Consider the following 24,329-nt stretch of genomic DNA (forward strand, 5'->3'; position numbering starts at 1 on the left):
GCGGGGATACCGGGGGCCTCATTTTTTCTGGTACATTTTGATGAGGTAAATGTACGCCTCGCCGAAGCGCTCTTTTTCTTTTGGGCGTACTTTGTCCGAAAGGATTTGGCCCGCGAAGGGCATCCCCCTTCATCTATATTTTACCATCATGAACTACCGGAACACATTGCTCCCTTGGCTGGGCCTCAGTCCCCTGGGGCAGGTAGTCCCTTTTCATAAAGGTTACTGCCAGCACACCCCTTTGGTTTACCGCTATCCCCGGAAATAAAAATCCCCTCCGGAGGGAGGGGAAGATTTATAAGGCGTTGAAGAATTTGTTCAGTTAGGATAAGGACGCCTTTGGTTTTTCAGGATCTGGACATTTTCAAAAGGTACTTACGGATAAAACGGGCTTTTTCTGGATAATGGAAACGGTCGGTTTGGACTTTTGGATATTGTTTTTGGATATTCAGTTTTTCAACAGGTATCGGATCGTTTGACCAGTCAAAGATAGAACGCCGTTTAGGGCTTTTGCCTGTTCCTTCGGCGAATGCCCCGTTTTTGAAGGTGAATCTATTTTAAAACAGAAGCGTTAAGAGTATAGCTGCGCGGCGCAGTAAGGGTAAGGCCTGATGCGGCATCCGGCCCGCAGCAGCAGGCCCGTGGTGTAATATTTGTTGGCTATACCTCCTCTAAAACGGATCTATGGCACAGACAGTGGCAGCGTATGTGATCAACCGGCTCCAGGAATGGGGCGTGGACCGGATCTTTGGCTATCCCGGCGACGGCATCAACGGCTTTATGGCGGCCCTCCGCGGCGCGCAAGAGCACATCCGGTTCATTCAAACACGGCACGAGGAAATGGCGGCCTTCATGGCGGGCGCCCACGCCAAATTCACCGGCGAGGTGGGCGTATGCCTGGCCACTTCCGGTCCCGGCGCCATCCACCTGCTCAACGGCCTGTACGATGCCAAGATGGACTTCCAGCCCGTAGTGGCCCTGGTGGGGCAGCAGGCCCGCACGGCCCTGGGCGGCCAGTACCAGCAGGAGGTGGACCTGCTTTCGCTGTTCAAGGATGTGGCCGGCGATTTTCTGCAGATGGCCACCCAACCCTCCCAGGTGCGACACCTGGTGGACCGGGCCTTCCGCATCGCCCTTGCAAAGAGAACCGTTACCTGTATCATCTTTCCCAACGACCTGCAGGACCTGGACTACGAAGAACCCAAACGGGAGCACGGCACCATCCATTCCAGCGTAGGTTACCGGTCGCCCCGGGTGCTGCCGCAGGACGTGGACCTGCAAAAGGCGGCGGCCCTGCTGAACGAAGGCAACAAAGTGGCGATGCTGGTGGGCGCCGGCGCTAAAGGCTGCGAAGAAGAGCTCCTCCAGGTGGCCGACCTGCTGGGGTGCGGCGTGGCCAAGGCCCTGCTGGGCAAAGCCGTGCTGCCCGATGACCTGCCCTTCGTGACCGGCTCTATCGGGCTGATCGGTACCGGCCCCAGCTGGGATATGATGTCGGGCTGCGATACCCTGCTGATGGTGGGCTCCAGCTTTCCCTATTCCGAGTTCCTGCCCAAGGAAGGGCAGGCCAAAGGCGTGCAGATCGATATCGATGCCGGCATGCTGGGCATCCGCTATCCCATGGACGTGCTGCTGCAGGGCGACAGCAAGACCACCCTGCAGGCCCTGATCCCTTACCTGAAACGGAAGGAAGACCGGGCGTGGCGGCAAACCATTGAAGGCAATGTCGAAAAGTGGGGGCGGATCCTGGCGGCCCGGGCGCAGAACAGCGCCGATCCCATCAATCCCCAATACGTTTTCCACGAACTCTCGCCCCGGCTGCCCGACCACTGCATTATTTCGGCGGACAGCGGTACGGCGGCGGCCTGGTTTGCCCGCGACCTGAAAATCCGCAAGGGCATGAAGGCCTCCCTGTCGGGCAACCTGGCCACCATGTGCCCGGCCCTGCCGTACAGCATTGCCGCCAAGTTTGCCTACCCCGAGCGGGTAGCCATCGCCCTGATCGGCGACGGCGCCATGCAAATGCTGGGCATCAACGGGCTGATCACCGTATCCAAATACTGGAAGAGCTGGCAGGACCCGCGCCTGGTCATCCTGGTGCTGAACAACCGCGACCTGAGCTTTGTTACCTGGGAGCAAAGGGCAATGGCGGGGGATGCGAAGTTCAACGCTTCCCAGGAAATGCCCGACTTCGCTTATGAAGAATATGCCCGCCTGCTGGGGCTGGAAGGCATCCGCGTGGACCAGCCCGGCCAGGTGCCGGCGGCGCTGGACAGGGCGCTGGCCGCCGACCGGCCGGTGGTGCTGAACGTCTATGTCGATCCCAACGTACCCGTCACCCCGCCGCATGTAGGCCTGGAGCAGGTGAAATCCATGGCCGCCGCCCTTTTTAAGGGCGACAGCGACGGCTGGGATATCGTGCGGCAATCGGCCAAAGATGTCTGGGCGGAATATTTTCCCAAGAAATAACGGAGCGGACCGCCGGTTACCTCGTCTTCCCGGGCGCTACTTTCGTTAACGAACGCTAATGGCGACGGCTGCCAACCTTCACCTTAATGAACGAGGGAAAGGCCTGAAGCCTATTTTTAATATTGATGGGCTTTGCCGATATTTATCTGCCTGCATGCCCGTTCCCCCGAAAGAGATGGAATGGCCTTAAACGATTACGCTTATGCCCGCCAATGACCCCTTACAGGTAAACGACTTTACGGAAGCGGTACAGCCGCTGATCGACGCCCTACAGCAATTGTACGACGCCCCCAACGAGCTCCTGCAAAAAGACTGGCCGGCACCCCAAAAACCGGGACCGGCCCGCATCCCGTTTATTGTTTCGGACGTGGTGGATAACCAGGGCCGCCAGTATGTGGACCTGGTGCAGGAAGGCGGCGGCGTCCATGGCATCGCCCTGGCCGGCTATACGTATGTGCTGGAAAAAATGGGCATCGCCTTTACCAAAATGGCAGGCACCAGTGCCGGCACCATCAATACCCTGCTGTTAAACGCGGTATCCACCCGGTCCGAGATGGACAGCCTGCAGCGCAATTTTGAAGCCTATCGCAAAAGCCACCCGGTGCTGGAGGATGAGCTGGTTTATGATCCCAATAAAATAAAGAAGGAAGCTTATTATGAGACCCGCTCGGAAAAGCTGCTGGAATACCTGTCCAGGAAAGAGCTGGCCGACCTGGTGGACGGGGATCTGCGGTGGCGGGAAATTTTACTGCGCACCTTTACCGGGACCGTGGATTTTGAAATGATCAAAAGTTATTACCGCAGGGTGAAAGGCCGCGTTCTGATCAGTGTGATCGTGCTGGCCATTACACTGATTGCCGGCATTGGCCTGGCCGTGACGCCTCCCGGTGCGCCGTTGCAGGGAGCGCTTCGATGGGTTACAGGCATCAGCAGCACCCTGTTCTTTCTTTTCCTGGGGTACCTGGTCGTCCAGTATCTTTTTATCAGGAGTTTGTGGAAGCGCAGGGCCGGCAACGGCATCAACCCGGGAATGGATTTTGAAGAATGGATCCGGGAAAAGCTGGAGGAGAACGGCATCCATCATGTATCGGCGCTGAAAAACAAGCTGCAGCAGGAACGGATCTGCCTGGGCCCTGAGTACCGGCCTGCCAGGGCCCCCTCGACGGAAGGGGGGACGGTAAGGGAACGGCAGGACGGAAGTTTTTTCCGGGAATATTCCGCCATCCTCGGCGAACTGGAGCATATCCGGAACAACCAGCAGGTGAGTCCCGACCTGCTTGCGGACATCAACCAGCTGAACGACCGCGTCATACGGCTGGCCCGGCAGCTGCCGGTCCCGGAAAAAGAAACGCATGAAAGCCCGGCGGAAGAACGCAGGGAGGAGCAGCTCCAGCTGCTGGCGCAGCAGCAGGCGCGTTTGCTGCTGCCGGTCTTTTACAACCTCATCCGCCTGAAGAACAGCACCGCCCCCCTGGTGGAGGTAGATTTTAAAACGCCGATGGACAAAGAGATCGCCGTGGTCAGTTCGGATATCACCAATGGCATCAAGGTGGAATTCCCGGCGATGCATAAAATGTATTGGGGCGAGGACTTCAGCATATCCCCCGCCCGGTATGCCCGGGCCTCCATGTCGGTGCCTTTCTTTTTCCGGCCCTTTGAAATTGAACTCGACCCGGCCCAGAAAAGCGCCATCGAGGCGGAATGGATCAACCTGGCGAGCCTCAGTAAAAACCTGGACAGCATAAGCGCCGATGATGCCAAAGTGGTAATGGTAGACGGGGGCGTCCTCTCTAATTTCCCGATCAACATTTTTTCCAATACAGATTCCCCTGTTCCGCTGAAACCCACCTTCGGCATTAAGCTGGAATTTGAGGATGATGCGGCTTCCCATAAGATCAAAACCTTTCCCAGCATGCTGGGCGCCATGGTATCCACCATGCGGTTCTTTTACGACCGCGATTTCATCATCCGGCACAGCATCTATAAAAAACCGTCCGCAGCATCGATACCGGCCATATTCATTGGCTCAACTTCAACCTGAACGACAACGACAAGCTGGAATTGTTTTTCAGGGGCGCACTGAGTGCCGCCATCTTTCTGCTGGGAACGCTAGGCGATAAAGAGCGGATAAAGGGGCAGATAGAGCAATTCCTGCAAATGGGCAGGGCTGTTCCGTTCCGGAAAGGCGAAACCGGCAGCCTGAACATTTATGGCGAAGGCAAGGTTACGTTTTTCCAGACCGAGGACCTGGGGCAGGAAGACGTTACCTTCCACTGGGAGCAGTACAAGGTGAAACGCGTCCTGATGCTGAGCGAACAGGATGCCCTCCGGAAGCGTTTACGGAAAAAGGCAGGCCCCTCCTCCCAATCGAATACCCAACCGGGATAAACGCCCGGCTTCCAGGGTGATGGCCACTGCCCTTTTGCGCGCATGAACGGTTTACCCCTGTTTTTTTCATGATGGTTCCCCTGCCTTACCGCCTGCCCCTTTCTACCTTGCATACCGGGAGTGGCGGCGAACAGCAATGCCCGCTCCCGGCCGGGAACTTCCCGGTTTTTCCTCACCGCTAAACGATCCGTTATGCCATCTGTTTCCCATTTGCCCCGGGTGGATGCTCCTGCCGGTCCCAGCATCCTGCTCGTTGATGACGATGCCGATGACCGCTGTTTGTTCCGGGAAGCGCTGGCAACGGCGGCGCCCCTGGCCTCCCTGCACTGCCTGTGCGATGGGGAGGAGCTGCTGGAAACCATCGAGGGCACCGGGCCTGCGCTGATCTTTATCGATTATAACCTGCCCCGGGAAGACGGGATCGAATACGTGCGGCGGCTGAAGGCCCACCCGCTCTACAACAACATACCGGTGATCATGTGGAGCGGCTCCAGCATGGCGAAACATGTGGCGGCCGCTTACGGGGCCGGCGTACAGCTGTTTTTTGAAAAGCCCTGGGAAATAGAGCGGCTCATACAGAAACTGAAACATATTATCCTGCACCAAGCCCGTTCCGCTTAGGAGCCTTTTTGAAAAAATTCTCATAGCAAGCAATCGTTCTGGTCCGCTGTTTCCACAGGGGGCTTTTTTGACCGTTTCACCCCCTCTATTTGGTTTTTACCCCCTTCCATCCCCTCTTTTCCCCTCACTAACTTGCAGCTACTCCCTTTTTGTCTTTGCTTTGACCGTTAGGGCATTATGCCCCTGTTGTCTGGCCAAAAGGATATTTTGGGGAATACGTTCGATTACCAAAATGCTTCAGCTTGCTATATGCGTACGTTACTTGCCAAATATGTTACTGCTTTACTCCTTTCCGTCTTATGAAAGGAGCGTAAACTTTAGGCGCCCCGGGAAATTTTGCCCGGAGGCTTTTTTCGCCGCGCTGAAAACAGGCAACCTGCCGGACTTCTTCCTACCTTACAGGAGAAAGGAGCGCAGCCGTTGCCTGCGGCTCCCGATAATTGATAGTTTATGCAAGCAAACGACCCCATTATGAGCGGATCCTACGCCGTGGGTGTGGACATCGGCGGCACCCATATCACCGCCGCCATTGTTGACCTCCAGGCCGGGGCGGTGGTGGAAGGCACCCTGGAACGCAGCCTGGTGAATGCCCAGGGCACCACGGAGGAAGTGCTGGAAAGCTGGTACCACCCCATGGAGCGGGTCATCAGCCGGTGGCCGGCGCCCCTGCGCTATTTAGGCGTTGCCCTGCCCGGTCCTTTTGATTACGAGGGAGGAGTAGCCCTGATCCGGGGCATGCACAAGTACGATTCGATTTTTGGCGAGGACGTGAAGCAGTTCCTGGCCCGGAAGCTTTCGCTGGAGCGGGACAATATACAGATGCGCAATGATACCGAAGCCTTCCTGGAAGGGGAGGTGATTGCCGGGGCCGCCAAAGGAGCCTGCACCGCTATTGCGGTGACCCTGGGCACGGGGTTGGGCACCGCCCGCAGCCTCAACGGCTTTGCCGAGGACCTGAACCTGGGTTCCTCCGACTTCCGCGAGGGCATTGCGGAAGATTACCTGTCCACCCGCTGGTTTGTAGAGCGGTACCGCGAGCTGAGCGGCAAAGAGGTCAGCGGGGTGGCGGAGCTGGTAAAGCTGGGCCGGGAGGATGCCCTGTTGCAGCAGCTATTTGCGGAATTTGCCAAAAACCTCGCCCTGTTTTTACAGGGGTTCATCCGGTTTGAGAAACCCGACGTGGTGATCATTGGCGGCAATATCAGCCGGGCCCACGACCTGTTTTTCCCCCAGCTGCACCGTTTGCTGGAGGCCGGACCGGTCAAAATATACACGCCGGGGCTCTGGGAAAAAGCGGCCCTGATTGGCGCCGTCAGCTGCTGGATCAAGGATTGCCGGGCACAGGCAGGATAGTCAAATGGCGGATCATTCGTTGTTGAAGCAGCAGGAAGCATGGGAGTTTAAAATAAAATCAACCTGTAGTTTAACGGACCTCAAAAGTTTATAAGTGATTTTAGCTTTTGACACCTATTACTTTGATAACAAAGCGAAGACCGTTTGTATTTCGTTTGACAACTGGGCCGACGAGGAAAGTTTTAAAGTCTACTCGGAAATAACGGAAAACATGGAAGCGTATCAATCAGGTGCGTTTTATAAAAGAGAGCTGCCCTGCATTTTAAGTTTGCTCGATAAAATTGAAGTTAAGGATATTGAAGCGATTATAGTGGACGGGTATGTGTATTTGGACGATAATGAAAAACCTGGTTTAGGGGCGCATTTGCACAGGCATCTTAACGGCCGGATACCCATCATCGGCGTTTCCAAAACAAATTTTGCGACGCTGGACAAAAATAAAAGAGCACTTCAAAGAGGTAACAGTATAAGACCGCTTTACATAACTTCTGTTGGTATAGACCTCGACGAAGCGACAAGGCTGGTGCAAAATATGAAAGGGCTGAACAGGATACCAACGTTATTGAAAACGTTGGATAGGTTAACAAAGGAAAATAACCGTGGCTAACATCGGCTTGGCAATAGCACCTTTATTGCTCCCTGCGACAATAATTTCGAGGCGACGTTGTTCACCACTTTTTTCCAGGGCGCCGGCTACCTGTTTATGATGCTGGTCGCCAACCTGTTTTATAATCTCGGGCCACTCGTTGACAAAGCCTTCAATCAAGCCAGCAGCGAAATGTTCAGGCTGCGATTATACCAGTTAGGACCCTGGTTTTCCTTGGGACTGCCTTTCCTGCTGCCCGCTTTGATCGTAGTGGAATACCTCGTTTGCTTTGCAGGCCATTAGTGCGTACCCGGCCAGGTTCCAACAGGATACGGGCCGGAAACACGGCGCCGGTCCGGTTATTAATAGTAGCTTCGCAAGCATAGGACAAGCGGGTGAAAACGAAAACGGAACTCCAATGCTGACAGCGCTGATCGTGTTCAGGTGTATTATTGCTTTAGTTGTTTCCATAAGCTCTATGTACGTAAGCGGGAAGCTGCTTTTCCGTATCTGTAAAAAAAACGCATTTGCCAACGAGCTGGAACAGTTCTTCTGGTATTGCCTCACCGGCTTGTTGCTCCTGACCTCCTGTTATGCCCTCCTTGTTTCGGGTGGTAAAACCATCCTGTCCTGCATTCCCTTCCTGCTGCTCCTGCTGGTTCACCAGGTCCGCCAGGATGCCGGCGAAAAAACCGTGGAGGGCCGAAAGGTATTGCCCTGGATAGCGGCAGGCATCGGGATCTTCGTGGCTTACTACCTGCAGGGTTTTCTATCGCCGGATGCAACATACGTCCGGTATGTAGCCGGTGATCCCCTGTATTACGCAAGACTGGCCGATTACCTGAACTACACAGGCGTAGAGGCTTCCACGCCGGAATATTTATTCCAGAAGGAGTGGCCGGTAAATCCTTATCATTACGGGGACGTCTGGGTAACCGCATTGATCGCAAGGTGCAGCTTTGTCCCCGCTCACTATGCCCTGCTGCTGGTGGTATACCCGCTGCTGGCGATCATTGCCACGGCAGGAGTGGCCGGGTATGTGCGCAACAGGTTTCAGCAGCCGCCGGGACCCTTTATTTATTTCCTGTTGCTGCTGGTGTTTTTCAAAGGCTTCGCCTACGGGTACAACGTTGCCCCCGCCTTTTACCCCAAGACCTTATGGCCGCTTTGCTTTATCGCCGGCAGCTTTCAGCTGGTGTTCCGCAAAGATGTGAATGCGTTATGGATATTCGTAGCGATCGCCGGGATCTCCTTTTTGAATATAGGGCCTGCTTTCGGGTTCGGCGTGGTTTTGTTTGCAGGTTTTTGTGCGCTTCAGGGGCAGTTGCGGCTTAAAGAAATGATGGTGGGAGGCGCCGCCTGTTTCGCTGCCGTGGTTTTCTTCTTTATCTTTTATTCCCTGCTGATGCCGCAGACCGGTGACAGCCTCGTGCCGCAGGGACAGGGCGCCGGCGCCCTGGTTAAACAGTTGCCGGCACTGTTTTTTAAAAAATTGTACCGGCAGAAAGCGGATTTTTTCACCCTGCTGCTGTTTGCAGCCCTGGTGGCGGCAGGGCTGTTCGTTCAAGGGGGTAAGGCGGCTGTGACGCGTTTTGTGCGGGCGCCCGAGGTGGCCTGGAGCCTGCTGCTGCTTTTGTCCGGCCTCCTGTTCTGGGTAATCGCCGAACCTTTCCTGTATGACAGCTTCCAGTTTTTTTATAATATCGTCATCATTGTGACCGCCATCAGCATAGCGGTTGTGCTTTACTGGTACCTGACACAGGCGCCCTGGAGGCCGGTGCAGGCGGCGGCAATGCTGTTGCTGGCAGCACTGGTCCTGAGAAACTATCAATTCAGCTTTCATGTGCGGAAGATGGCCGCAGGCGATGTGGCACGGCTCCGTAGTTTCCTGACGGTGAAGAAACAGGCGACTTTTTTCTTTTACAACCGCCCGGAAGGATTCCGGAACCTACTGGATGTGAACACCCGCTTCCGGTACCCGCTGCCTGTCGTCACTTATTTGTGCGACGGGTGCATTATAGAATGCCTGAACACCCCTTTTTTACTTGCTGACACCTCCAGGAACTGGACCGGGATGAAAAAGAATGCATTAAAGCTGTCCAGCTTTTACCAATACGTTGTTCGAAAGGAACCGCAGTTGAAAGGACTGAGCGAGGAAGCCGTGATGCGGCGGTTTCTTCAGGAATACAAGCCGGATTATATCCTGTTGCAGGCCGGGGTGCCGGCGCCCGGAGGTGTGCGGGAGGCGGCTGAGGATTCGCTGGCGGTGGAGGGGTACCGGGTTTTCAGGATGCGGAATGAATAAAATGGGCGGTAAATAATTTTCTTCGGCTTACCTACCCGCACAAAGAGGGCGATGGGCGCACCGCCAGGGCTGGCTGGTCTGTTTTTTTCATAGCATTGCAGGCAAAAACAGGAGGAATATGCACCATAGAACGTCGGAGGCGGGCGGGCCGTTGAAGAACTGGGCCGGCAATTTAACCTACAGCACCCGCAACGTAGCGTATCCCCGGTCGGTCGAAGAGGTCCGGGAGGTGGTCAGCCGCTCCCGCAAGCTCCGGGTGCTGGGCTCCCGGCATTCGTTCAATCCGGTTGCCGACAGCACGGAACAGCTGGTTTCCCTGCAGGCCCTGGACCGGGTGGTGGCGCTGGATACCGCCGCCCATACCCTGACGGTGGAGGCGGGCGCCCGGTACGGCGATTTCGCGCCCTTCCTGCACCAGCAGGGCTATGCCCTGCCCAACCTGGCCTCCCTGCCCCATATTACCGTGGTGGGCGCCTGCGCCACGGCCACCCATGGCTCGGGCGTTCGCAACGGCAGCCTGGCATCGGCGGTCTCCGCCCTTGAACTGGTGACCGCACAGGGCGAGGTCGTCCGCTTGTCGCGGGAAAAGGACGGCGAGCGGTTTTTAGGTGCCGTCGTGCACCTGGGCGGGCTGGGGGTAGTAACAAAGGTCACCCTGGACCTGGAGCCCTCCTTTGACCTGCGCCAGCTGGTGTACCTGGACCTGCCGATGGCGGCCCTGAAAGATCAGTTCGGCGCGCTCCAGGAAGAGGGCTACAGCGTGAGCCTGTTTACCGACTGGAAAAAGGAAAATATCGGCGAGGTGTGGATCAAGAAGCGGGCAGGGGGACCGGACACCCCTGCTCCTGAACTGTTGGGCGCCCGGCTGGCCCTGGAAACGATGCATCCCATTGCCGGGGAGTCGGCAGTGAATGTAACCGAGCAGCTGGGGATCCCGGGCCCCTGGTACGAACGGCTGCCCCATTTTAAAATGGGATTTAAGCCCAGCGCCGGCGCCGAGCTGCAGTCGGAATACTTTGTGCCGCTGGAGCATGCCTATGAAGCGATGCGGGCGATCGCGCAACTGCAGGAGCTGCTGGCGCCCCACCTCTTTATCAGCGAGGTTCGCACCATAGCTGCCGATGACTACTGGCTGAGCCCTTTTTATAAACAACCCTCGGCCGCCTTTCATTTTACCTGGAAGCAGCACATCGGCGCGGTGATGGCACTGCTGCCGCTGGTCGAGCAGCAGTTGGCGCCCTTCCGCCCGAGGCCGCACTGGGGCAAGCTGTTCACCCTGTCGCCCTCCCTGGTCCAATCCCGTTACGAGCGGCTGCCCGACTTTAAGGAACTTGCCCATGCGTACGACCCCACGGGCAAGTTCCGCAATGATTTTTTGGAGCGCTATATTTTCTCTTAGCGCTACAAAGTAGCCATGTCAATGACAAACCGGTAACGGACATCGCCTTTGAGCATCCGTTCGTAAGCCTCGTTGATGTCCTTGATGGCAATCACCTCCACGTCGGAAACGATGTTGTGCTCTGCGCAGAAGTCCAGCATCTCCTGGGTTTCGGGCAGCCCGCCGATCAGCGAGCCGGCAATGCTGCGGCGGTGGAAAATGAGGTTGAAGCCCAGGATCTCCGTGGGGGTGGGCGGCACACCCACGCAGATCATCACGCCGTCGGTGTTCAGCATGTTCAGGTACATGTTGTAGTCGTGCGGCGCCGATACGGTATCGATGATGAAATCAAAATATTTTTTGAGTCCCTTTACCTGTTCCGGGTCCCTGGTCAGGGCAAAGCGGTGGGCTCCCAGCCGCCGGGCATCGGCTTCCTTGGAAGGGGAGGTGCTGAGCATCGTAACCTCGGCCCCGAAAGCGGCGGCGAATTTTACGGCCATGTGGCCCAGCCCTCCCAGGCCCAGGATACCTACCTTGTGGCCCTTGCCCACCTTCCAGTGGCGCAGCGGCGAATAGGTGGTGATGCCGGCACACAGCAGGGGGGCTACCCCTTCCAGCGCCAGCCGGTCGGGTACCCGCAGCACGAAGCTTTCGTCGGTCACGATCACGTTTGAGTAGCCGCCCAGGGTATTGGTGCCGTCCACCCGGTCGGGGCTGTTGTAGGTAAAGGTGGCGCCTTCTTCGCAGTATTGCTCCAGGCCCTGTTTGCAGGGCGGGCATTCCCGGCACGAGTCCACCAGGCAGCCCACGCCCGCCAGGTCCCCGACCTTGAAGCGCTTTACGTGTTCTCCCACGGCGGCCACCCTTCCCACGATCTCATGGCCGGGCACGCAGGGGTAGGCGCTGGGGCCCCACTCGCTGCGCACGGTATGCAGGTCGGAATGGCAAACGCCGCAATAAAGGATGTCGATCTGGACGTCATGCGGTCGTAACGCTCTTCTTTCGAACGAATAGGATCTCAGGGGCTCGGTGGCGGTATAGGCGGCATAGCCTTTGGCAGGTATCATACACGTAAATTTTTAAAAGGAGCAGAGGCACAAATAGAAGGCCAGTTCTTCCCATTCCTTCCAGCGCACGGCTGCGGTAAATTAAATATGTATAGTGTGCTTGTTTACAATGAGCCTTCTTTCCGGAGCCGGAAATTTGGACCCTTTCCTTTGAAATTTGAACCTTCTCCTCGCCTCCGGCATCTAGGTTTGTGGCCTCAATCCCAACGCTTAAACTCAAAAACCACTAACGATTGTATGTTGTCTAAAAACACGAAGCGGTTCTTAAAAAACCTGCTGCTGCTGGGGGCCCTCTGCGGCGCCCGGACGGCCCAGGCCCAGCTGCCCGCCTTTCCCGGGGCGGAAGGCGCCGGCATGTACACCTCCGGCGGCAGGGGCACCCCCGGTGCGCCCACCACGGTCTTCGAGGTCACCCACCTCAATGACGATAACAACCCCGGCAGCCTCCGCTATGCGCTGACCGCCGCCGCCACCCATCGCACGGTGGTGTTCCGCGTGTCGGGTACCATCCACCTTACTTCCAACCTGGGCATCAGGGCCAACACCACCATCGCGGGACAAACCGCTCCCGGCGACGGCATCTGCGTGGCCGATTACCCCGTCTCCATCAGCGGCGACAACGTGGTCCTGCGCTACCTGCGCTTCCGCCTGGGCGACCGCCACCAGAAGGTTACCGACGCGGGCGGCAACCCCGTCAACGGCAGCGGCGGCGGCGACGCCCTGGGCGGCCTGGGTCCCAGCAACATCCTCATCGACCACTGCTCCGTCAGCTGGAGCGCCGATGAGGCCCTGACCATCTACCGCGGCGACAACCTCACCATCCAGTGGTGCCTGGTGTCCGAGCCGCTGAACTACTCCTACCACTTCGAAACCGGCGATACCGACTACGAACGGCACGGCTACGGCGGCATCTGGGGCGGTAAGCGGGCTTCCCTGCACCACAACCTCATTGCCCACGTCCGCAACCGGGCACCCCGCTTTTCCGGCATTTCCACCTATACGCCCAGCACCCCGGGCGTGGAGAACGTGGACTTTCGCAACAACGTTCTGTACAACTGGGGCATCAACAACGTGTACGGCGGCGAAGGCGGCAACTACAACGTGGTGAACAATTTTTATAAGTACGGCCCCAATACCGGCAGCGGCGTACGCTACCGCATCTGCAACCCCTCCAACAGCGCCACGGTGCCGTTCGGCAAATGGTGGGTAAGCGGCAACTACGTGGACGGGTCGTCCTCCGTTACCGCCGATAACTGGACGGGTGTGGCCATCGACGACGTGTCCTGGGTAATGCCCTCCGGTCCCCTCAACCATGGCTACCCGGTAAAAACGCAGACGGCCGCCGATGCCTATGCCGCCGTACTGGCCGGCGCGGGCTGCTCGCTGCCCAACCGCGATACGCTGGACCAGCGCATCGTGAACGACGTCAAAAACCGCACGGGCGGCATCATCGACGTGCAGGGCGGCTACCCGCACGGCACCCCCTATGAACAAACGGTAAACGCCTGGCCGGCCCTGGCGTCCGCCCCGGCGCCCGCCGACGGCGACCACGACGGCATGCCCGACGGCTATGAAAGCGCCCACGGCCTGAATGCGGCCGACGCTTCCGACCGCTCCGGCATAGCGGCCAACGGGTATACGCACCTGGAAAATTACCTGAACAGCCTGACCAGCCCGGCGGCCGCCACCGACCCGGTGGTATACGCCACCACGGCGTTCAGCAGCTTCAAGCAAACCACCGGCGCTGCTTCCGCCCCGCAAACCTTCCCGGTTTCGGGCACCAACCTGGCGGGGGCCATCAGCCTGACCGCGCCGGCCGGCTACCAGCTGTCCACCGACGGCACCAGCTGGAGCTCCAGCCTGTCGCTAAACCCGGTGTCGGGAACCGTTGCTTCCACCACCGTCAGCGTGCGGCTGAATGCCGCGGCCATCGGCTCCTATGGCGGCGTCATCGAAGTGACCAGCGCCGGCACGCCCACGCTGACCTTTGCCGTAAGCGGTGCCACCGCCGACCCCGTGCCGGTAGTGATCAACCAGAAGCAGGTCATCGGCCTGTTCCCGCTCATGGAGGGCGGCTTTGAGAACCAGCCCGCCGGCGCCGTGTCCACCACCGCCCCGGGGGCCGGCGTAAACCTGTTGCAAACGGTATGGACCACCAACGGTTCGGCCAATATCGTGGCCAATGGTACGGCCCGCACGGGAGCGAACTATTTTACCTATACCAGCACCAGCGGCAGCGTCAAAAGCGCGATGTCGCCCACGGTAACGGGCACCCTTTTTTCGAACAATACCAAATACATTGTTCAATACTATTACCGCACGCCGGCGCCCGCTACGGGCAACGCGGTAGGCGGCCAGCTGTCAGTGGCGGACAATACCAACCTCACCTCGGCGAATTCCACGGCGGCTTATGCGGGCACCAATGGCGCCTGGGTAAAGGCCTCCTTTTCCTATGGGCTCAATCCTGCCTATACGGCCACCATGGCCTTTGGCGGCCTGCGGTTCAACGGCGGCGGCTCCGCCCTGGTGCGGCCGTTCGACGTGGACGACTACGTGGTGTACCCGGCCGACAACCAGGCCAGCCCGGCAGCGGATGTAACCGCACCGGATGCCCCCGCTTCGGCCACCGCCACCGGCAATTACGAGAACGGCACCATCAGCCTGGGCTGGACGGCCCCTGCCACCGGCCTGGACGGCGGCGGTTACCTGGTGGTCCGCAGCACGTCGGCAACGGCGCCGGTCCTGACCCCCAACGGCCTCTACTCGCTGGGCAACAGCCCTGCCGCCGGGGTCGTAGTGGTGTACCTGGGCAAAACTGCTGGCTTTACCGACGATGGCAGCGTGGCGGCCCTTGCTTCCGGCACCACCTATTATTACCATGTGTTCACTGCCGACAAAGCCTTTAACTACAGCGCTGCCGCTACCGCTTCCGGTGCCGTCACCGTTCCCGTGGCCACCGTTTCGCTTTCGGGCAGCTTGGCCGCCTTCGGCCAGACGGTCGGCGCTCCCTCTGCTGCACAGCGCTTTTCCCTTTCGGGCAGCAACCTGAACGGCAAGGTTACCCTGACGGCGCCTACAGGCTTCGAGCTGTCGGAGGACGAGAATGCCTGGAGTTCCTCGCTGCTGCTGACCCCTGAAAACAAAAGCCTGAATCTTTTGGGCTTCCTGCGCCTGAATGCCCCCGCCGCCGGTTCGTACAGTGGCGCGCTTTCGGCCGCCAGCGCAGGCGCCACCGCGGCCACCCTGCCCGTCAGCGGTACCACCACGGTGGTGTACCAGGTGCAGGTGTACACGGCGGCCAATGCCGACGTGGTGGTGGCGAAGGACGGAAGCGGTCAATACGCCTCCATCCAGCAAGCCATTAACGCGGCGCCCGTGGGCCGCACCACGCCTTACGTGATCTTTATCAAGAACGGCAAATACGTGGAGAAGATCAATATTCCTTCCAACAAGCCGTTCATCCACCTGGTAGGGGAAAGCGTGGCGGGCACCGTCATCAGCTGGGACGCGTATTCCGGCAAAGTGGAAAACGGGGTGAACATCGGCACCAACACCTCGGCCACCCTGACGGTGAATGCCAGCGACTTTTTCATGATGAGCGTTACGGTGGAAAACGCCACCGGCTACGTGGGCGACGGCCCGCAGGCGCTGGCCATTTACATCAGCGGCGACCGCTGCGTGTACAAGAACTGCCGCTTCATCGGCGGCCAGGACACCGTATGGCACAACGGCAACGGCCGGCACCTGTTTAAAAACTGCTACATCGACGGCAATACGGACTTTATCTTCGGTTCGTCCACGGCCCTGTTCGACTCCTGCGTGATCTATGGCCGGGACCGTCTCGATGGGGGCGGGGGCGGCTATGTGACCGCTGCCAACACGCCTTCCGCGCTGGCCTACGGCGAAGTGTTTCGCGACTGCCGCATGCCCGCCAACCGCGGCGTCACCTCTTATTCGCTGGGAAGGCCCTGGGGCAATGCACCGAAGACCGTTTATATCAATACCCGAATGGGTTCTTCGGTTAGCCCTGCCGGTTGGTCCACCTGGTCCGTGGATACGGCGCTGATCACGTATGCGGAGTATAAATCCCGCAAATGGGACGGCTCGCCGGTGGATGTGAGCAAGCGTCTTTCCTGGTCGAAGCAGCTGACCGACGAGCAGGCGGCCCCTTATTACAACAATAACAACCTGTTCGGCGCCTGGGATCCGTATTATGCGTTCCCGGCCCTGAACGCCCCGGTGCCCGCCGAGCTGGCCGTGGCCAATTTCCGTACCCAGCGCAACAGCAGCAATGTTACGCTCAGCTGGAACCTGAGCTGGCCCATCAGCGGGGTGAAATTCGAGCTGTTCCGCAGCTCCGACAGCGTTCACTTTACCAAGGTAAATGAACTCACCGGCGGCGTGGATTCGGTGGTGGCCTTCAGCCTTACCGATGCCCTGCCTGCCAAAGGAACCGTTTATTATTACTATGTAAAAGCTTCTAAGAGCGGTTACGCTTCCACCAGCAGCTACACCGGCTTTATAGACCCCTCCATTCCGTTGAACGGGGATACCCGGTCCCGCGCTTCGGGCAACTGGACCAACAATGGTACCGCCTCCATCTGGGAAAAGTACAATTCGGGCACAAAGGCCTGGGAGCCTCTTGCCCTGGGTACGGGCGCTTCCGGCAACGTGACCGTTGCCACCGGCGACACCGTTGTGTTGAACAGCCTGGTGGGCATCAATAACCTGACCATTGAAAAAGACGGTGTTTTACAGGCGGATGTGCTGGGCAAGAACCTGCGTATCAAGGGCGACATCTACAATGCCGGTGTGTTTGGCGGCACCGATCCTGCTGCCAACAAGATCACCCTGGAGCTGGACGGCACTAACGGCGTGTACCAGCTGGGCGGCGACGGCCGCTACCAGTTCAACGGTATCCGCGCCCTGACCGGCGTGTCCAACATTACCCTGAACATTAATTCCAACCTGGTGCTGAGCGGCGGGCTGCAGGCCTGGTACGGTTCCAACAACAGCACCTGGGACTATGGCACCAATGACGTGACGGTGAATGTGCAGCCGGGAGTGACCGTACAGGCGGGCTTCCTGCACACGGCCAGTGCGGGCGATTTCGTGGTGCGGACCGTAGGAAAGTATACGTACAACATCGCGGGCACACTGGATCTGAGCGGCAGCGCCATGCTTTCCGCCCTGGTGCCGCATAAGACTATAGCGCAGCCCATTACCCTGAACGTGACGGGAACGCTGAAGCTGGGCAAGCTATTCAGCACCAACACGGCGCCGGTTGCGGGCTCGCTTTCCCTGAATATCGGCAATGGCGGCCTGGTGGATGCCAGCAAAGCCACCACCTTTACCACGGGCAGTCATTACTTTGCCACTACCGGCTCCGGGGCCTTGAAGCGCCAGGTAAGCGGCACCGCCACCTCCTTCCCGATCGGTACGGCAGGTAGCTATAACCCGGTGACGCTGACCAACAGTGGTACGGCCGATAACTTTTCGGTGCGGGTGCAAAGCACCTTTGATCAACCCGTTGCCGACGCCTCCAAAGTGGTGAACCGGCAATGGACCATCAGCGAGGAGGTGGCAGGCGGAAGCAACGTCACCGCTAAGTTTGGATGGCAGGCCGCCGATAAGGCTGCCGCCTTCGATCCTTCCGGGTTGCTGGCCATTATGCAGTATGCCGGCGGAAGCTGGAACAACACGGCTGCTTCCCCGGGCGGAAGCGGCACCACCGCGGATCCGTACACGGCCACCGCTTCCGGCCTCACTTCGTTCGCTCCTTTTGGTGTGACCAACTATGACAAGGTTCCGGCCACCATCCGGTTGCAGGACACCACCATTACGTACGACGCTCAGCCACATGGCGCCGCAGGCGTTGCATCCGGCACCGGCGTCGAAGGCGAGCAGCTGAGCCCCGCCCTGACCCTTACCTATAAGGACGCAACGGGTACCCTGCTGCAAAGCGCTCCTGTACAGGCGGGTACGTATTCCATTACCGCTTCCTTTGCCGGGAACGCCTTTTACCTGCCGGCCTCGGCTTCCGCTACGCTGACCATCAGCCCGCGGCCGCTGACCATCAAGGCGGGTGACCAAACGAAGGAGTGCGGCACGGCCCTGGACCTGGGCACTACGGCCTTCACCGCCGAAGGCCTGGCAGGTGCGGATGCCGTTAGCAGTGTGACCCTTTCCAACGATGGTGCCGGGCTAAGCGGTACCGAAGGAAACTACGACATTGCAGTAGCGGAGGCCCGGGGTACCGGCCTCACCAACTATAGCATCAGCTATGTGACGGGCACCCTGGCGGTTACCGATGGTACCGCTCCTGTGGTGACGTATCTCCCGGAAGTGCCGGTACTATGCTACCGCCCGGACGGTGTCTATACCATTCCTGCGCTTGCCGCTACCGACAACTGCAGTACGGTGGGCATCAGCTACCGCATCAGCGGTGCTACCAGCCGCAGCGGCAGCGGGGCCAATGCCAGCGGGAGCTTTAATGAGGGGGTCAGCACCATTACCTGGACCATCAGCGATGACCATGGCCATGAAAACACGGTCCAGACCACCGTTACGGTGAACCCCCGGTTCACGGCGGGCATTCCGGATGTTTATGCCCTTAATCAGGCAGTGGATGCCAAAAACACCCTGTACCTGGGTTATGGCCCTGCAACACTGGGTCTTGAAGTCCTAGCGCAGGGCGGCACGGCTCCGTATACCTTCGGGTGGAGTACCGGAGCGACCACCCCATCGATTTCCGTAAGTGCTGCCGGCGTGTACGGCGTAACCGTAACAGATGGCAATGGCTGTGTGGCAGCGCCTGCTGCATCGGTAGAAGGAGCTCCTGCCGGGCAGGCCTCCGTCCCTACGGTGCATGGCAGTGCGGTCCTGGAGATCAAAGTGATGGACGTTCGCTGCGGCAACAACAATGACAAGGTGCGGGTGTGCCACAATGGAGTGGATATTTGCGTGGCTTCGGCTGCGGTGGAACAGCACCTGGACCATGGTGACCAACTGGGAGGCTGCAATGCCCTTTCGCAGACTCCTTCCGGCACAATGGGCGAAGCGGCTGCATCCCTGGTTCAGGTATATCCCAACCCGGTTGCGGAAACCATCAACCTGCGCATCAGCCAGCTGCATGCCGGTGCTTCGGTACAGGTATATAATGCCGGTGGCGTGCAGGTGCTTTCCCAACGGCTGACCAACACCCTGCAAAGCATTCCTGCCAGGGGGTTAACGGCAGGCATGTATTATGTGGTGGTGCGCAACGGTGATCAGACCACTACTCATAAGATGCTCAAACAATAGCTGTTTCAGCAAGCAATAGACAAGCAAGCACGGGAGGGGTTTCTACCCCTCCCTTTTTTTGTTCCATTTGCACGGTTTCATTGCCGTAACCAGGTGAAAACCTTGTGCCTAGCGGCACAAGATATACCCCGTAGGAAGCCACTAAATGTCATCGCTAAATTTTTCCCGCAGAAGGCGTGGGTTGCGGTTACCCGGAACGACGAATGGAAAACAGGAAGGTAACGCCTGACGTAAAATTCAGCCGTCATCATGGTCGGCCATCATTTCTTTGTCATAAAAAGCAAACGTTATTTTTTCAAAGGTGCTGCATGCTTCCAAAAGCGCTGCGCTTTGATCGTAGTGCCTGAGCCGGAAGGTTGTTAGCTTTCTGCGCTTCTGTCGTATGACCATTTGCAGGATGCCCTTTGGCTTGCCAAAGACGGTTTTTACGTCATTAAAATAAATCCTGTCCATTTTTCTTATGGGTATGGTTCTGCCAACCCCTTTGCCCGTAATAGAAATAAGGTCATTTTGAATCGTCAATGTAGCAGGCTTCTGCAACCTTGCATAATAATAAAGCGGTAGGACAAGCAACAGCCCTATTCCGGAATAAGCGGAAAGCCTCTTTAAAGCTTCGGGTACAACCAATATATAGTACGCTGTCGCCATTTCCCCGGAAGCATTTTTTGCAGGCAGCATGACCAGGTACAGCAGGAACAAAAAAGCAAAAAACAATAGAGTCAGGCTATAGAGAAACCTGCTCAGGAAAGGAACTTTTTGACGGATGAAAATATCGAACTCTTTTTGTGCATTCATTGCTGCATTTCTGATTGCCTCTGAACAAACTTATCGATTACAGTTTATATTATTCCCCTCCACCCGATAATACCTGCTTTTGGTATTCCTTGGGCGTCATGCCGAACTGCTTTTGGAAGTTGCGGCCGAAGTTGGTGTGCGAGCTATAGCCCACCATGTCGGAAACCTCGTAGATTTTGTACGTTCCGGCGGCCAGTAGCTCGGCGGCTTTTTTCAGGCGGGTGAGGTTAATCAGTTCGTTCGGCGTCAGGTCGGTAATGGACTTGATTTTTCGGAACAGGGAAGTGCGGCTCATGGTCATCAGCCGCGCCAGCTGGTCCACATCCAGCTCCACATCCTCCATATGCGCCCGGATCACTTCGTTCAGCTTGTCCAAAAAGCTTTCGTCCGGGCGGGTGGGTGCAATGCTTTTGAGGTGCACCAGCGGCGAATGGGCAAAGTATTCCTTTATTTTATTGCGGTTGGCCAGCAGGTTGGCGATCTGCACCAATAAATATTCGGAGTCGAAGGGTTTTTCGATGTAGGCGTCGGCGCCCTGCTCCAGTCCCTCGATCTTCGATTGCAGGGTGTTCTTCGCCGTTAGCAGGATCACCGGCACGTGGCTGTACTCGAAATTCGACTTGATGGCCCGGCACAGCTCAAAGCCGTCCATCACGGGCATCATCACATCGCTGACCACCAAATGAACGGCTTCCTGCCTCAGCAGCTCCAGGGCCTGCCGCCCGTCCGGGGCCGTGCGGATCTCGTATTTCTCGCCGAGCTCGTCGGCCAGCACTTCCAGCATCTCGGGGTGGTCGTCCACCAAAAGGAGCACAGGTTTCATATAGCAGTTTTGTTTTCGTCAGAAAATTTACTTTCCACGCCGTTGCCGGCCGCTTCCTGGTGCACGGGCAGCGTCAGCGAAAATACGTTCATCCCCTCTTCCGGCGCTTCCAGCACCAGCGTGCCGTTGTGCAGCAGCGTCAGCGAACGCGAGAGCGCCAGCCCGATGCCCGTGCCGCTCTGCCCTTCGGTCTCCCGTAACCGGAAAAAAGGCTCGAAAATCTTTTCCTTCATCTCCTGGGGCACCAGGTAGCCGTCGTTCTTCACCCGGATGGTAAAGGACTGCCGGTCAGGAAAATAGGGGAGGAGCGCAATGTCCACCCGGGCGGCGGCATATTTCACGGCATTGCCAAATAAGTTGTAAATGATCTTATTGAAAGCGTCCACGTCCACCGCCGCCTGGAAGGGCTCTTCGGGCAGCTGCAGCGACAGGTCGGTATTGTGTTGCTCGGCCAGGGAGGTAAAGCCGGCGCAGGCTTCCGCCACCAGCGCGGAAATATCGGCCTGCTCGATGGACAGGTGGAACCGGTGGATCTCGGTTTGGCGGAAATCGAGCAGCTGGTTGGCCAGGTCCACCAGCCGGTTGGTGTTGCGCTGCATGATCTGCAGGCTGTTGCTGATCTCGGGCAGGCCGCCCACCTTGCGGATCACCTTGGCCAGGGGTACCTTGATGAGGGTCAGGGGCGTCTTGATCTCGTGGGCCACGTTGGTGAAAAATTCCATCTTGGCTTCCAGCACCTCTTTTTCCTTGGCCAGCTCCAGCCGCTCGAACTTCCGGCGGTTCTTTTCTTCCATGCGCTCGTGGTACGACTGCACCAGGTACACCACCAGCCCCACCGCCAGCAGGATATAAGCGGCATAGGCCAGCGGGCCGGCCCACCAGGGCGGCTGGATGACGATGATCAGCTTCGTTTCCTGTGGGCTCCAGGCGCCGTTGCCGTTGGAGGCCTTTACCCGGAACACATAGGTGCCCGGCGTCAGCCCCATGAAATACACCCGGCGGTTGGTCTTTAGGTTGATCCAGCTCCTGGACAACCCTTCCATCTGGTAGCTATACTGCGTCATGTCGGGGGCCGTATAGCTCAGGGCGGCAAAATCGATGCTGAAGGTGGACTGGCGGTGGTTCAGCGTCAGCTTTTTGGAAAAAGTCACGGACTGACGCAGGGGCGAGCCTTCGGCCCGGATGGCCGTTTCGCGGTTGTTGACCTGGAAGCCCGTGATGGAAACCGGCGGCACAAAGCTGCTCTGGCCGATCTCTTCGGGCCGGAAGCTGATGAGGCCTTTGGCGCTGCCGAAATACATCCGGCCCGCGGCATCCTTAAAGGCGGAATTATAGTTGAACTGGTCGCTGAGCAACCCGTTGGCCGTCGTGTACACCTGCACGCCGCCGGAAGGGGGATGAAAGCGTACCAGTCCCCGGGTGGTGCCGATCCACAGCTGCTGGCGGGCGTCTTCCAGGATGCTGAGGATAAAGTTGCTGGGAAAGCCGTTGGCCGTGCCGTAGCGGGTAAAGGAGCTGTCTCGTTCGTTGAACCGGCATAACCCCTCCTCCGTGGCCACCCACAGCTGCCGGCGGCTGTCTAAAAATATGGAGTTGACCCCATTGCTGCCCAGGCTGTTGGACTTTGTTTCTTCATGCCGCAGGTTGCCGCTCTTTCCCGTGGCCGGGTTGTAATAAAACAGGCCGTTGCCGAAGGTGCCCGCCCAAAGCACGCCTTTGTCGTCCTTTTGGATGGAGGTATACCAGTTCCATTGGGGCATCCCCGGGGTCCAGTACAGGCTGTCGGCGGGCCGGCTGTAGGTGAACATGCCGGAGGGCGTGGTGATGAGGATCTCGTCCGGGGAAGGCTGGTAGAACGTATAAATGAAGTTGTGCCAGAGCACGTTGCCCTGCCCCGCGTTGAAATGCCGCACTACCTTGCCGGAGCGCAGGTCCAGCACGTCGAGGCCGTGGTGGAAAGTGCCGATCCACAGCTCGTCGCCGGTGGCCAGCAGGCCGTGGATGTTGAAAAAAGTGACGCTGCCCGGGGCGCCGTCGGCCTGGAAGCGGGTGAAGGTGCCCGTGGCGGGGTCCAGGCGGTTCAGCCCCGCGTCCTCGGTGCCGATCCATACCTGCCCGTAGCGGTCTTCTTTGATCTCGCGGACCACGTTGCCGCCGAGGGAGTTCTCGCCTTTTTTGGGAAAGTATTTCTTAAACGGGCTGTATTGGTTGGGAAAATAGTTGATGCCCCCGAAATAGGTGCCGGCCCAGACGCCGCCTTCCCGGTCGCGGCAAAAAGTATAGATGGCGTTGTCGGTAAGGGAATACGGGTCGTTGTAATCTTTTTGCAGGCGCACCGTTTTGCCGGTCTGGCGGTTGTATACGATGATGCCGGACTCGGTGCCCAGCCAGTACTCGCCGGGAGCGGTTTGCAGGATGCTGCGGATGTATAAATTCTTTTGGGGGCTGTTGGGCACCGTAATGTCCGTATAGGTGGAGCGGTCCGCCCCGATCACCTTGATCTCCGTATTGGAGGTGCCGGCCCAGATCTGCCCGTCGGCCGTAGTGTACAGGCTTTCGATCCAGCGGTTGGGCGTGGGGGGCGAATGGCCGAACAGGTCGAGGCCGGAAAAGGAATCGCTTTGGGGGTGGTATTTTTCCAGGTACCCGTTGGGGGTGCCGATCCAGACCGCTCCCTCCGGGCTGGTGCAGATGCTGGTGGCCGCGAAGTATTTATGCTGGTCGTAAAACGCCAGCTGGCCGGTGCGCTTCGCCAGCCGGCACAGGTTGTAGCCCGAGGTGAACCAGAGGTTTCCTCCTTTGTCCTCCGCGATCTTATCGATATAGAAGCCCCTGGTGGCGGGCGCCAGGCGGAACTCCTCGGTCCGGTCGAGGTATTGGTACAGCCCTGTTTCCGTGCCCACCCAGAGCGTGCCCTCCTTATCGAGGAACAGCGAGTGGATGTTGTTGCTGCCGATGGCGCCCTCCTTGCCCGGGGTTTTGCGAAAGGTTTTGAAGGTGTAACCGTCGAAGCGGTTCAGCCCGTCCTTGGTGCCGAACCACATAAAGCCCATTTTGTCCTGCATGCTGCAGGTGACGGTATTGTGCGACAGGCCGTTCTCTACCTGATAATGGCGGAAGTAGAAGGACTGCGCCCGGAGGGGCAGGCCGCACCATAATAATAAGGAAGCAAGCAGGGCAAAAAGTAATCGTTGCATGGAGAAGGTGAAGGTCTTAAAGGTAGCACAATCTGCCGGTCCGGG

The 24,329-nt window shown here is 58.2% G+C and carries 13 protein-coding genes; 9 read left to right on the forward strand and 4 right to left on the reverse strand.

Annotated features, from left to right (window positions below; translation table 11 throughout):
• Positions 1 to 684: 684 nt before the first annotated feature.
• From V9K67_RS13290 to V9K67_RS13325, 8 genes are all read left to right on the forward strand, one after another.
• Entirely contained in the window at positions 685 to 2,469 is a 1,785-nt protein-coding gene (locus V9K67_RS13290; protein WP_336723206.1) for a thiamine pyrophosphate-requiring protein, read from the forward strand.
• A gap of 202 nt (positions 2,470 to 2,671) precedes the next feature.
• Complete coding sequence (locus tag V9K67_RS13295; protein WP_336723209.1) at positions 2,672 to 4,510, forward strand: patatin-like phospholipase family protein; 1,839 nt, start codon at positions 2,672 to 2,674, stop codon at positions 4,508 to 4,510.
• A gap of 116 nt (positions 4,511 to 4,626) precedes the next feature.
• Positions 4,627 to 4,857, forward strand: a complete 231-nt coding sequence (locus V9K67_RS13300; RefSeq protein ID WP_336723210.1) for a hypothetical protein — start codon at positions 4,627 to 4,629, stop codon at positions 4,855 to 4,857.
• Positions 4,858 to 5,049: 192 nt separating this feature from the next.
• Complete coding sequence (locus V9K67_RS13305) at positions 5,050 to 5,478, forward strand: response regulator (protein ID WP_336723213.1); 429 nt, start codon at positions 5,050 to 5,052, stop codon at positions 5,476 to 5,478.
• A gap of 450 nt (positions 5,479 to 5,928) precedes the next feature.
• Entirely contained in the window at positions 5,929 to 6,831 is a 903-nt protein-coding gene (locus tag V9K67_RS13310; RefSeq protein WP_336723216.1) for an ROK family protein, read from the forward strand.
• Positions 6,832 to 6,925: 94 nt separating this feature from the next.
• The gene (locus V9K67_RS13315) at positions 6,926 to 7,438 is read left to right on the forward strand and encodes an endonuclease V (protein ID WP_336723217.1); all 513 of its coding nucleotides are present in this window, start codon (positions 6,926 to 6,928) and stop codon (positions 7,436 to 7,438) included.
• Positions 7,439 to 7,835: 397 nt separating this feature from the next.
• Positions 7,836 to 9,722 carry a hypothetical protein gene (locus V9K67_RS13320; protein WP_336723219.1) on the forward strand — a complete coding sequence of 629 codons (1,887 nt, stop codon included), beginning with the start codon at positions 7,836 to 7,838 and terminating at the stop codon, positions 9,720 to 9,722.
• A gap of 118 nt (positions 9,723 to 9,840) precedes the next feature.
• Positions 9,841 to 11,121: an FAD-binding protein gene (locus V9K67_RS13325; RefSeq protein ID WP_336723220.1), complete on the forward strand. Its 1,281-nt coding sequence runs from the start codon at positions 9,841 to 9,843 to the stop codon at positions 11,119 to 11,121.
• Between the two features lie 2 nt (positions 11,122 to 11,123).
• Here V9K67_RS13325 and V9K67_RS13330 read toward each other — a convergent pair whose 3' ends face one another.
• Positions 11,124 to 12,167, reverse strand: coding sequence for an NAD(P)-dependent alcohol dehydrogenase (locus tag V9K67_RS13330; protein WP_336723222.1), 1,044 nt, complete (start codon positions 12,165 to 12,167; stop codon positions 11,124 to 11,126).
• Positions 12,168 to 12,404: 237 nt separating this feature from the next.
• Here V9K67_RS13330 and V9K67_RS13335 point away from each other — a divergent pair, with 237 nt between their 5' ends.
• Complete coding sequence (locus V9K67_RS13335; RefSeq protein WP_336723224.1) at positions 12,405 to 19,469, forward strand: pectinesterase family protein; 7,065 nt, start codon at positions 12,405 to 12,407, stop codon at positions 19,467 to 19,469.
• Positions 19,470 to 19,706: 237 nt separating this feature from the next.
• On the opposite strand, the gene V9K67_RS13340 is transcribed toward V9K67_RS13335, so the two are convergent.
• The 3 genes from V9K67_RS13340 to V9K67_RS13350 are packed head-to-tail and all read right to left on the reverse strand — an operon-like array spanning position 19,707 to position 24,284.
• On the reverse strand, positions 19,707 to 20,264 hold the full coding sequence (locus tag V9K67_RS13340) for a hypothetical protein (protein ID WP_336723227.1): 558 nt from the start codon (positions 20,262 to 20,264) through the stop codon (positions 19,707 to 19,709).
• 49 nt (positions 20,265 to 20,313) lie between these two features.
• Complete coding sequence (locus tag V9K67_RS13345) at positions 20,314 to 21,087, reverse strand: response regulator transcription factor (RefSeq protein WP_336723228.1); 774 nt, start codon at positions 21,085 to 21,087, stop codon at positions 20,314 to 20,316.
• Positions 21,084 to 24,284, reverse strand: a complete 3,201-nt coding sequence (locus tag V9K67_RS13350) for a ligand-binding sensor domain-containing protein (RefSeq protein ID WP_336723230.1) — start codon at positions 24,282 to 24,284, stop codon at positions 21,084 to 21,086. Before V9K67_RS13350 ends, V9K67_RS13345 begins: the two co-directional genes overlap by 4 nt.
• Positions 24,285 to 24,329 lie beyond the last annotated feature (45 nt).

The organism is Huijunlia imazamoxiresistens (assembly GCF_037132455.1).
Lineage (GTDB): Bacteria > Bacteroidota > Bacteroidia > Chitinophagales > Chitinophagaceae > Flavisolibacter > Flavisolibacter imazamoxiresistens.